The organism is Streptomyces ossamyceticus (genome assembly GCF_001418475.1).
Lineage (GTDB): Bacteria > Actinomycetota > Actinomycetes > Streptomycetales > Streptomycetaceae > Streptomyces > Streptomyces ossamyceticus.
Genome location: NZ_LIQX01000531.1, coordinates 1 through 11,133, shown reverse-complemented (window position 1 = coordinate 11,133; position 11,133 = coordinate 1). Strand labels below are relative to the sequence as shown.

At 72.0% G+C, this 11,133-nt stretch carries 7 protein-coding genes and 1 pseudogene; 4 read left to right on the top strand and 4 right to left on the bottom strand.

Annotation, left to right across the window (positions count from 1 at the left end):
- Nucleotides 1–239 precede the first annotated feature (239 nt).
- Complete coding sequence (locus tag AOK15_RS32100) at nt 240–905, bottom strand: TetR/AcrR family transcriptional regulator (protein ID WP_055521838.1); 666 nt, start codon at nt 903–905, stop codon at nt 240–242.
- A 123-nt stretch (nt 906–1,028) separates the two neighbouring features.
- Between AOK15_RS32100 and AOK15_RS32095 the strand changes: the two genes are divergently transcribed.
- From AOK15_RS32095 to AOK15_RS32085, 3 genes are all read left to right on the top strand, one after another.
- Nucleotides 1,029–1,928 carry a shikimate dehydrogenase gene (locus AOK15_RS32095; protein WP_055521837.1) on the top strand — a complete coding sequence of 300 codons (900 nt, stop codon included), beginning with the start codon at nt 1,029–1,031 and terminating at the stop codon, nt 1,926–1,928.
- Nucleotides 1,929–2,024: 96 nt separating this feature from the next.
- Entirely contained in the window at nt 2,025–3,815 is a 1,791-nt protein-coding gene (locus tag AOK15_RS32090; RefSeq protein WP_055521836.1) for a bifunctional sugar phosphate isomerase/epimerase/4-hydroxyphenylpyruvate dioxygenase family protein, read from the top strand.
- Between the two features lie 184 nt (nt 3,816–3,999).
- Entirely contained in the window at nt 4,000–4,197 is a 198-nt protein-coding gene (locus tag AOK15_RS32085; RefSeq protein ID WP_055521835.1) for a DUF5708 family protein, read from the top strand.
- A gap of 15 nt (nt 4,198–4,212) precedes the next feature.
- Here AOK15_RS32085 and AOK15_RS32080 read toward each other — a convergent pair whose 3' ends face one another.
- The 3 genes from AOK15_RS32080 to AOK15_RS32070 all read right to left on the bottom strand — a co-directional run bounded on the left by AOK15_RS32080 (nt 4,213) and on the right by AOK15_RS32070 (nt 10,128).
- The gene (locus AOK15_RS32080) at nt 4,213–5,688 is read right to left on the bottom strand and encodes a hypothetical protein (RefSeq protein WP_055521834.1); all 1,476 of its coding nucleotides are present in this window, start codon (nt 5,686–5,688) and stop codon (nt 4,213–4,215) included.
- Nucleotides 5,689–5,743: 55 nt separating this feature from the next.
- On the bottom strand, nt 5,744–7,174 hold the full coding sequence (locus tag AOK15_RS32075) for a hypothetical protein (protein WP_055521833.1): 1,431 nt from the start codon (nt 7,172–7,174) through the stop codon (nt 5,744–5,746).
- A 65-nt stretch (nt 7,175–7,239) separates the two neighbouring features.
- Nucleotides 7,240–10,128 (bottom strand): peroxidase family protein, encoded by a 2,889-nt coding sequence (locus AOK15_RS32070; RefSeq protein ID WP_055521832.1) that lies wholly within the window; start codon nt 10,126–10,128, stop codon nt 7,240–7,242.
- A 262-nt stretch (nt 10,129–10,390) separates the two neighbouring features.
- On the opposite strand from AOK15_RS32070, the pseudogene AOK15_RS32065 reads away from it, so the two are divergent.
- Nucleotides 10,391–11,133: pseudogene (locus tag AOK15_RS32065) on the top strand (hypothetical protein); the annotation flags it as partial.

Below are 11,133 nucleotides of genomic sequence, written 5' to 3'. Positions count from 1 at the left end.
GCCGGGTCCCCGGGGGTGCTGGGGCGGCCGTGCCGGGTACCACGCGGCTAATTAACGCACTGGATAGTTAGTAGCGGTTGGCTACGGATGTTGCGCCCACGTGTCCCGGGTGTCAAGGGGTGGCGTCGAACGAACCTCCCGGCCCGGAGCGGGTCGGGGTGCCGTCGGCGGTGCGTCGTGCGCTGCCGTCGTCGGTCCGTCGCGTGATCTCGTCTCCGGCCCGTCGCGTGGTCCCGTCGTCAGTCCGTCGCGCGGTCCGCCGTCAGATACGCGATCACCATGTCGCCGAGCATCTTGCGGTAGTGCTCGCGCAGGTCGGGGGCGACGAGGTCGCGGCCGAAGAGGGCGCCGAAGGTGTGCCGGTTGGAGACCCGGAAGAAGCAGAAGGAGCTGATCATCGCGTGCAGGTCGACGGCGTCGACATCGGCCGTGAACAGGCCCGACCGCTGCCCCGACTCCAGGATGCGGCGGATCACGTCCAGCGCCGGCGAACCGATCCTGCCCAGCTTCTCGGACGCGGCGATGTGCTCGGCCTCGTGGATGTTCTCGATGCTGACCAGGCGGATGAAGTCCGGATGCCGTTCGTGGTGGTCGAAGGTGACCTCGGCCAGGCGCCGGATGGCGGCGACCGGGTCCAGATGCTCGACGTCCAGCTCCTGCTCCGCCTGCCGGATCACGGAGTACGCCCGCTCCAGCACGGCCGTGAACAGCTGCTCCTTGCCGCCGAAGTAGTAGTAGATCATCCGCTTGGTGGTGCGGGTGCGGGCGGCGATCTCGTCGACCCGGGCTCCCGCGAAGCCGGAACGGGCGAACTCCTTGGTCGCGACGTCGAGGATCTCGGCCTTGGTGCGGGCCGCGTCACGGATGCGCCCGTTCGGTCGTGCCGGTTCTTCGACGCTGGTCATCGCGTTCCTTCGGGCAAGGGGCCAGTGACCGCGATTGTAGAAGAGGGCTTCCCCTGGTCGATCCGGGGTGCTATTACTAACGTACTAGTTCGTACATTAGTGAGTCGCTCAGGAGGCCCCGCCGTGCCCCAGGTCTCGACCCCCGCCCCGACACGGGACGCGTATCTCGTCGGCCTCATCGGCTCCGGTATCGGGCCCTCGCTCAGCCCCGCGCTGCACCAGCGGGAGGCGGACCGGCAGGGGCTGCGGTACCTGTACCGGCTGATCGACATCGACCGTGTCGGGGTCGGCCCCGAGGCGGTGGGGGACCTGGTGCGCGCCGCCCGGGACCTCGGCTTCGACGGGCTGAACATCACCCACCCCTGCAAGCAGCTCGTCATCGACCATCTCGACGCGCTCGCGCCGGGGGCCGCCGCGCTCGGCGCCGTCAACACCGTGGTCTTCGAGGACGGCCGGGCCGTCGGTCACAACACGGACGTCACCGGCTTCGCCGCGTCCTTCGCCCGCGGACTGCCCGACGTCCCGCTGGAGAGGGTCGTGCAGCTGGGCGCCGGCGGCGCCGGCGCGGCCGTCGCCCACGCCATGCTCACCCTCGGTGCGGAGCACGTCACCGTCGTCGACGCGATGGCCGACCGCGCGGCCGGACTCGCCACCGCCCTCGACCGGCACTTCGGCGCGGGACGCGCGGCCGCCGCGACGCCGGACGCGTTGCCGGCGCTGCTCGGCCGGGCCGACGGGGTGGTGCACGCGACGCCGACCGGAATGGCCGCGCACCCCGGCCTGCCCTTCGCCGCGGAGCTGCTGCACCCCGGGCTGTGGGTCGCCGAGGTGGTGTACCGCCCGCTGGAGACGGAGCTGCTGCGCACGGCCCGCGCACTCGGGTGCGCCACGCTGGACGGGGGAGGGATGGCGGTGTTCCAGGCGGCGGACGCGTTCCGCCTGTTCACGGGGAGGGAGGCGGACGCGACCCGCATGCTCGCCGACATCGCCGAGCTGGCCGGTGTCGCGGGGGCCGCGCGGTAACCCGTCGACGCGTCCCTGAGGGGACCGTCCCGGTCCCGTCCCTGAAGGGACTGTCCCGGTCGTCGGCAGCACAGCTGGAATCAGAGGAGCCGCACCATGCGCACAGCCATCGCCACCGTCTCCCTCAGCGGGTCCCTCACCGAGAAGCTCACGGCCGCCGCGCGGGCCGGGTTCGACGGGGTGGAGATCTTCGAGAACGATCTGCTGGCCAGTCCGCTCGCCCCGGAGGAGATCCGGGCCCGGTGCGCGGACCTGGGCCTCACCATCGACCTGTACCAGCCGATGCGGGACATCGAGGCCGTGCCGGCGGACCAGTTCGCGCGGAACCTGCGGCGGGCCCGGCACAAGTTCGAGCTGATGCGGAGGCTCGGCGCCGACACGGTCCTCGTGTGCTCCAGCGTCCATCCGCTCGCCGAGGACGACGACGCCCTCGCCGCCGCCCAACTGCACCGGCTCGCCGACCTCGCCCAGGACTTCGGGATCCGCGTCGCCTACGAGGCGCTGGCCTGGGGACGGCACGTCAGCACGTACGACCACGCCTGGCGCATCGTCGAGGCCGCCGACCACCCCGCGCTCGGCACCTGCCTCGACAGCTTCCACATCCTCGCCCGGGGTTCCGACCCCAAGAACATCGAGGACATACCCGGCGAGAAGATCTTCTTCCTGCAGCTGGCCGACGCCCCGCTGATGGCGATGGACGTGCTCCAGTGGAGCCGTCACTACCGCTGCTTCCCCGGCCAGGGCGGCTTCGACCTCGCGGGCCTCGTCCGGCATGTGCGGGCGGCCGGATACCGGGGTCCCCTGTCCCTGGAGGTCTTCAACGACGTGTTCCGGCAGGCCGAGGCGGGCCCTACCGCCGTCGACGCCCACCGCTCCCTGCTGATGCTCCAGGAGGCGGCGGGGCTGGCCGCACTGCCGGAGCCCGTGGTGCCCACCGGCGTCGCGTTCACCGAACTCGTCACCCCCGACGCCGAGCCCGTGGCCGCCCTGCTCGGCGCCCTCGGCTTCGCCCGCACCGCCCGCCACCGCAGCAAGCCGGTGGACCTGTGGCGGCAGGGCGAGGCACGGGTCCTGGTCAACACCGGCCCGGCGGCCCGCCGCGACGGCACCCAACTCGCCGCGATCGGCCTGGAGTCACCCGACCCGGCGGGCGCCGCCCGCCGCGCGGAGGCCCTGCTCGCCCCGGTCCTGCCCCGCCGCCGCTCCCCGCAGGACGTCGCCCTCGACGCGGTCGCCGCCCCCGACGGCACCGAACTCTTCTTCTGCGCCACCGACCGCCCCGAACTCCCCAGCTGGACCGCCGACTTCCGTCCCGTGCCGCACGCGGAGCCCGCCCGCCACCTGAAGCGTGTGGACCACCTCGCGCTCACCCAGCCCTGGCACCAGTTCGACGAAGCGGCCCTCTTCCACCGGACCGTCCTCGGCCTGCCCGCCCGCGAGAGCGTGGACGTCGCCGACCCCTACGGCCTGTTCCGCAGCCGCCCCGTCAGCAACGCCGACGGCAGCGTCCGGATCGCCCTGAGCGTCGGCCCGGCCCCCACGGACGACGCCGGCCGGGCCCAGCACATCGCCCTCACCACCGACGACGTGGTCGCCGCGGCCCGTGCCTTCCGTGCCGCCGGGGGCCGGCTGCTGGCTGTCCCCGCCAACTACCACGACGACCTGGCCGCCCGCTTCGAGTTCGCCGACGGCGAGCTGGAGACGTACCGCGAACTCGGCATCCTCTACGACCGCGACGCCGACGGCGTCTTCCGCCACTGCTACACCGAGACCGTCGGCCGCGTCTTCTTCGAAATCGTCCAACGCGACGGCGACTACCGGGGCTACGGAGCCCAGAACGCGCCCGTACGCCTCGCCGCCCAGCACGGCCGGCGCCCCGTCGGATGACGCGGTCGAACGACCACCGGACCGGGACGGACGTCCGTCGCTGTCCGCCGAACGATGCAGCGCGGGATCGTCCCGAGGACTGACGAGCCGTTGCCCCCGCTCTTCCTACGATGAAGGCGATCCCCCCGACCGGCCGACCGGCCGCACGCGAGCGTGGTGTGTCCTCGACGGAAAGAGCCCAGCAGTGAGTCCTGCCTCCAAGAACCTGACCGAAGGAACCGCGACCTTCCTCGTCGGCCTGGCCCTGAAGCTGTTCACCGGCGGCGTCGAGATCCCGGTGCTCACCCTCACCAAGGTGGGAGTGGTCCTGATGGCCGTCGGCGGCTGCCTGGTCCTCCTGGGCCTCGTCCAGGCAGGGACGGCGGCCGGCGCTCGACGCTGAAGGGCCGCCGCCCGCTCACTGGCGGCTGACGGTGCGCGTCACGCCCGTCACCACCGTCGTCGCCAGGATCCAGCCCGTGATGACGAGGACGTTCGACAGCCACTGCCCCGCGCCCTCGGGCGCGTAGGCCCGTTCCTGACCGAAGTCGATGATCGGCAGCAGCAGGTCGAGGGTGTAGAAGACCGCGTTGAACCTCGGCGCCTCGTCGGCCTTCAGGGGCCCCGGCGGGTGCAGGGCGTATGCCACCGAGCCCACCGCCAGCAGGGACAGCAGCCAGACGGCCGCGCGCAGCGGACGGAACCCGTACCCCACGGTCGCGTCCTGGACGAGGCCCCACAGTCGCCCGTACCAGGGGAGGGTGGCCCGGCGTCGGCGCTGCTTGGCGAGTTGCACCAGGCGGGCCGCGTCGTCGTCGCCGATGCGGCGGTACGCGGCGGTCAGCTGCTCGTAGGAGTGGGGGATGAACCCGTCGTCGTCCCGCGCCAGCATAGGCAGCCGCCGTGGCGCCGGGAGGTGCGACAGGAGCGAGGTGTAGGTCAGGTCGTTGAGGCGTACCTGTGCGGGCACCACGTCGGGCTCCATGAGCAGGACCTCGATCTGCGAGCGACGGAGGTTGAGGACGCCCTCCATCCGGGGGCCGCCGCGCAGCCACAGTTCGCCGACGACACAACTGCTGGCGCGTAACGCCGTGCCTCCGGGGTGCGCCAGGCGTGCGTACGACAGGTCCAGGCGCCCCGCGACGCGGGCGCCGCGCATCTCGACCCGCCCCCGTACCTGGGCGCGGCGCAGTTCGACGTCGGCCTCGGCGGTGAGGGTCTCGGCGGTGAGCGCGACGCCGTCCGGCCGGTCCAGGCGGGCGTCGTTGAGGTCGACCGATCCGGCGATCCGGGCGCCGGCGAGCCTGACCTCGCCCCGCGCCCGCAGTCCGGGAGCGCACAACTCCTCCCCGATCTCGGCCTGGTTCAGCCGCAGCGCCGGTTCCTCGCCGTCCGGCGCGGTGAACTCGGCCCGCTCCATGAACAGGGTCCCCGAGATCTGCGCCCCCGTCAGCTTCACCGGGCCCCCGAACCGGCAGCCCGTCAGCCGCAGCCCGCCGTCGACCCTGACCCGCGCCGATCGCAGCCCCGGCAGCACGGAGCCGGTGAGGTTGAGATAGGCGAGCTGCGCGCCGGACAGGTCCGGGACCTCCTCGAAGTGGCAGCCACTGAGCCGTACGACGCTGTCGACCGTCGCGTACTTCAGGTCCAGCGTGCCGATGATCCGGGCCCCCGCGATCTTGAGTGCGGCGACTTCGCCCTCCTCGCGGGGCGCGGTGAGGAGCAGCGTCCGAAGGACCGCCGCCCGCACGGTCCTTCCGGGACGCCCGTCGGCCCCGTCCGCGGCCCCGTCGTCGGTGGCCCCGTCCTCGGCGGCGCCGAAGCGCACCGAGACACCGCGGGGAAAGGCATCCCAGACGCGTCGCTCGGCCGGGGTGAGGTCGTCGATCATCATCAACGGGACTCTCACCCGCGGCACTTGTACCTGTCAACCACCCCGTTCCGGCCGGTCAGTGGCCCCAGACACCGTCGTGGGAGCGGTGCGCGTCCGTGAGGCCGTTCACGAAGAACCGGTCGTAGTACTCGTTCTCCACGTGATGGACCTGGAGCCACACGCCCGGCACATGGATGGCGTCCGTGTGCGCGGGGAAGCGGCCGTGGGTGCGCAGGACGTACGCGCAGACGTCACGGGCGCACTCCACGACCCGGTCGTCGTACTCGCCGGCCTCGGTGAGGTACCGCTGCCCGTAGTCCTCCCGGTAGATACGGGCGAAGACATCGCGGTCCGTGTAGACGCCGTCCTTGCCGAACTTCGCGTCGACGATCGTCCGTACGGCCTCGGCCATGGACGGGAACGCGGGCGGGCAGGCCGCGGTGATCAACGGCTCCCCGTCGGGGGAGCGCAGACCCACCGGGTGCGCGCGCACCGTCGCGTACTTCGGCAGGGGGATGTGCCAGCGGAGGATGTCGGCGGGCCGCCAGCGCGGGGTGACGAAGTCGAAGCCGAGCATCCTGCCGTACGCCCGCGAGAACTTGGGGTCGCCGAGGGCGATCTGCGGGTTGACGGACGCGTGGATCCAGGCGCCCAGGCCCATCGCCTCGGCGGTGAGCATCAGGTTCTGCAGCAGCAGATCGGCCTCGATCTGGGTGCGCATGGGGCCGAGGGCGCCGAGCGGCAGCTTCAGATCGCCGTTCAGGAAACCGTTCCTGACCCACTTGCGCACACCGGCCGGGCGGTAGAAGTTGCGGTCGTCGACGAAGGTGGGGCGGGCGCCGTCGGGCTGGGTCAGCAGATACATCAGGGCGTTGACGTACTGGTGGGAGAGGTCCACCACCGGGAACAGCAGGGTCGTACCCGGCAGGTTGGACAGGAAGCGGTTGGAGTCGAGGTACGCGGGGAAGTCCCGCTTGCCCGGCGCGACGTCGAGCCGGTGGTCCAGCACCTTCACCTTCGCCCGGTGCGCCCGTGCCACCAGGGTCTCGGCGTCGAACGGCTCGTCCGGCGCCGGCGGCAGCCTGCGCAGGAAGTAGGTGCCCGAGTCGTTGATGAGGAAGAAGTGGGTGCCCTGGGCGTTGTCCGGGCTCCCGGCGGTGCGGCCCGCCATCGTCAGGTTGGGCTTGGACATGATGGGTGTGCCGTCGTCCGGGTCCTCGAAGGGCCGGTCGGGCATGGTCAGCCCCGTGGTGCCGGTGATCGCGATCAGCACCGCCTCCTCCAGCTCCGTCAGCGGGCGCACGGCGTGGGAGGAGGTGTAGGTCATGGTTCCGGCGGACACCTTGGCGCCCCGGCTGACCCGGTGGGTACGGCGCCGCCACACGGTGTTCAGCAGCGGACGCCGGAAGAGGTCGGCGAGTCCGGGATGGGTGGACGCGGTGAGGCCGGTCGTGCCGGAGTGCTCGTCCCCGCCGGGCAGCCCGGACGGGTTGTCGGTGAAGGTCATGCTGTTCCCCCGTGGTGTGGTTCAGGGTCCGGGGCCGTACGGCACCCCGGGCCGGTGTCACGGCGTCATGGTGAACCGCCGTCGCTCGTGGTGCCGTTGTCCGTCGGCCGCACCGTCCGCCACGGCGCGAACGCGCTCCCCCCGCGCGGGAGCAGCGGCGCCAGCTCCGGGCAGTGGCGCAGGACGACGGAGTTCATGCCGCCCTTCTCGACCCAGTCGATGCCGAGCGGTGTGTAGACCTCCGGCCGGTAGTCGACCGTCAGGAAGCGGTCGCTCTGGAGCCGTCGGCTGGCCATCAGGATGAAGATCCGGAACGCGGTGTCGCTGAACCCGAAGCCCTCCGGCGGGTTCTCCGCGAACAGTCCCACCACGGTGTCGATCTCGTCGACGTCGCGGTACACGTCCTTCAGCCGGGCCAGGGTCTCCGCGTTCTTCGTCAGCTCCTCGAACGAACGGATCCGCGGCTTGTGCAGCCCGGCGCGGAAGTCGTTGTAGCGCGGCACCCCGCGCCGCCGGGTACGGACGAGGTCGACGACCGACAGGTCGATGATCTCCCCGTCGCGCTCGAACCGCTGGAGCGAGCGCGGGAAGTTGTGCAGGGTGATCGCGCCCGGGTGGGCGATACCGAACGAGTACAGGGAGTTCGCGAGGCCCGTCTTGCGGATCTGGGTCTCGGCGGCGCCGCCCTGGATGTCGAGGAAGCCCACCGTCTCCAGACGCCGCCCGAACTGGTGCTCGCGCAACTCGTAGTCGTCCGGGATCAGCGGATGCATGCGGTAGACGGTGACGAAGTCCTCCGTCAGCGAGTACGGCGCCGTGTGGTGGTCCGGCAGCGTCTTCGGGATGCCGGTCAGCGAGTGCGCCTCGAACAGCCACAGCCCCAGCTGGTTGAGCCAGTTCTTCGGCGGGCCCGACCAGTTGGTGTGCAGCGCGACGTCGATCGCCTCGGTGGCGAGGATCGCCGGGGTCCACTCCACCGTGTGGATCTTCGCGATCAGCGCGGAGACCACCAGCCGTGCCGTGTGGTAGATCCGCTCCTCGCTCATCGTCGGGTACTCGGCGCGCAGCGCCGCGCAGACGGCGTTGTGCTCGCGGGCGAACAGCGTGTGCATCGCGCTGAGCCCCATCCACCAGCTCTCGTTGAACCCGGTGAGCGGGATGCCGTTGCCGTTCATCGGCAAGTGGCCTTCCTCCAGCCGGAGTTCGGCACGCCCGTCGGCCTCCCGCAGGAACCGCGCGGTCCGCTCGTCCGCCCCGTACACCTCGGAGCCGTCCCACCAGTGGGAGGCGCTGTTGGCGAACAGGATCGGTGGCTGTCCCGGCCGTTCGATGCCCTCGTTCTCCGCGAAGCGCATCACGTTCTCGGCCGGTCCGGTCGGGGTGTTGTGCCATCCGCCGTGTCCGGGCGGCAGCGGCACCTCCACACTGCGATCGCCGGGCTTGTGGCGGCGGTGGTTGACCCAGTCGTGCACCTGGAACTGGATCCACGCCGCCGCCAGCACATTGAGCGAGGTCGCGGGCACGAAGCTCTCGCGGTGCAGCAGCTGCCGGCTGACCGTGACCGGGTTCGGGACGTCGAAGAGGTCCGGCCGGTGGTCCGGTGCCAGATTGCGGCCGAAGGCGGCACCGACCGCGCCCATCTCCGGCTCGGACAGGTCGTTGTACGTCCCGTCGTACGAACGCTCCGTGCGCAGCCTCTCCGGGATCGGCTCGGGGACGGGCTGCGCCTTGGGAGGCGCCTCGCCCGGCTCGGTGTCGATCAGGTTCAGCCGGCGCAGCACCTTCCGCAGGAACACCAGGTTCAGCAGGCTCAGCGACACCGGCAGCCGGTGCCAGGGGACGTACCGGTTCAGCAGCCCGATCGCGGCTTCCACGGGGCGGCCGAGCAGCCGGTTGCGCAAGGGTTCCGTGGTGACGAATCGCAGCCCGAGACGGTGCGCGCCGCTCGCCCGGTACGCGGCCTTCCGCGCCCGGTTGATGTTCCCCAGTGGCCGGAACGCGTCGGTCGTGTACCAGGGGTTGAAGATCAGGTCCTCGACGCGCCCCGCCGCGGCCCGTGCCTCGGCGCCGTCCAGCTCCTGGCTCGGGATGGTGAGCCGCGCGATCGGCACCGCCGGCGCCACCGCGTCCTTCCACTCCACCGAGGCGTCCTCGACCGGGGTGCGCCGCTCGTCCACGTATCGCTGGACGCACAGGTCGAACGCCACGTCGGCCTGCCCGAGGCGCCGCGCGAACTCGCGGTGCAGGAAGTCGGGGTCCCGTCGGTCGGGCGCGGGCGCCACCGGCGTACCGGGCGCGGGCCGGAGCAGGTACCGTACGGGCCCGGCGTCGCCCCACAGCATCGCCCCGCGGCTCCAATAGGTCTCGTTGGCGAGGGAGTTCACCGAGCGCCGGGTGGCCTCGCGCACGTTCCGCCGCATCCGCCCGGCGGTGCCGAACCCCACCGCCAGCGGCAGCTTCACCAGCAGCCCGAACGCCTTCCGCAGCGGACTGCGCGCCCCTGCCATGGCCTTGGCGAACGCCACGAACTCCCGCGCGTTCGCCGCGTGCGACACCGGGAAGCTGGTGGCCAGCAGGTCGTGGCTCTCGTCGTCCGACACCCGTACGCGTATCGCCGCGCCCCGCAGGTCCGGGGAGCCGTCGCCCTGCCGGATGCCGCTGGCGTTCGAGAGCCTGACCACCGCCGGGTACTCGGCGCCGGGCTGCGCGAAGCCGACGCGCAGGGCCGCCGGGAGGTCGTCGTGGAAACGCAGCCGGGCGTTCTCGACGGCCACCGGTGCCTTCGCGTGGAACGCCCGCGCGATCCCGCCGCCCCCGGCCCGCCGGTTCCTGACCTGGACCTCCATCAGCTCGCGGGCCAGCCGCTCGAACACGAGCCGCTCGGCCTCCGGGCTGCCGCCTTCGTACCGCTCGTATCGCTCGTACCGCTGTTCGTGCTGCCCGGTCTCGGCCATCGGTCGCTTCCTTCGTGCGGACGCGTACACATGCGTACGGGATGCATACGGGACAGGGGCCGCACGCTACCGGCGGCGCCCGATGGCCACAGCGATAGTTCACGCCATGTGCGCATCTAAGTACAATATGGAGGACAGTCGTATTTGGCATGTCATGGCAGCATTCGAACGCGCGTCCGGCGGGTCCGGCGGGGCGATGGTGCGGCAGGGCGCGGCGAAACCTCGTCGCCGCGTGTCCGGGCCCGGCGGTAGGGTCGCGCGCATGTCGGAGGGGCTGAAGTCGATCGACCGGGCTGAGCTGGAAGCGGTCGACTGGGCGGGGTTGCGGCACAACTACGGAACCGCCGAGGACGTGCCGGATCTGCTGCGGCGATGCGCGGGACCTGACCCGGACGACGCGGAGGACGCCGCGTTCGACCTGCTCAACCACCTCTACCACCAGGGGGGTTGGGTCTGCCCGGCCGCGCCGGCCGCGCTCCCCTTCGTACTGCGCCTGGCCGCCGCCCCGCAGGTGACGCCCCGTCGCACGCTGCTGGAACTGGTGGGGCGTCTGGCCGCCGAGGCCGGAAGGGTCGAGGCGCGGTTCCTCGACGTCCACTGGTCCGCTGCCTGGGAACGGCATCTGCCCGATGTGCTCGCCCTGCTGGCCGACCCCGAACCGGAGATCCGGCGGGCCGCCGCCGACGTCATCGGTGTCTGCGCCGACCCCGGCGAAGGCGCCCTTCCCGCACTCCTGAGCCGCTGGCACGCCGAGAACGACCCGGTGACCCGCCTCGACCTGGTCCTCGCACTCGGCAACGCGACCCGTCGCGGGCCGTCCGGCGCCCCGTCCGACGAGGCCTCCCCTCGGACCGGCGAGGCCGCGACCCCGTCCGACGGGGCCGCCACCCTCCTGGAGGCGCTGCTCGCCGCTCCGGAGCCGCAGCTGCGCCTGGCGGCGGTGCTCGCGCTCGGTGACCGTACGCGGGCCTCCGCGACTGCCCCCGCGGAGGGGCGGCTGGAGAT

Coding starts and splice junctions, on each gene's coding strand:
- AOK15_RS32070 (WP_055521832.1), bottom strand. CDS start 10,128: ATGGCCGAGACCGGGCAGCACGAACAGCGGTACGAGCGATACGAGCGG.
- AOK15_RS32100 (WP_055521838.1), bottom strand. CDS start 905: ATGACCAGCGTCGAAGAACCGGCACGACCGAACGGGCGCATCCGTGAC.
- AOK15_RS32075 (WP_055521833.1), bottom strand. CDS start 7,174: ATGACCTTCACCGACAACCCGTCCGGGCTGCCCGGCGGGGACGAGCAC.
- AOK15_RS32090 (WP_055521836.1), top strand. CDS start 2,025: ATGCGCACAGCCATCGCCACCGTCTCCCTCAGCGGGTCCCTCACCGAG.
- AOK15_RS32080 (WP_055521834.1), bottom strand. CDS start 5,688: ATGATGATCGACGACCTCACCCCGGCCGAGCGACGCGTCTGGGATGCC.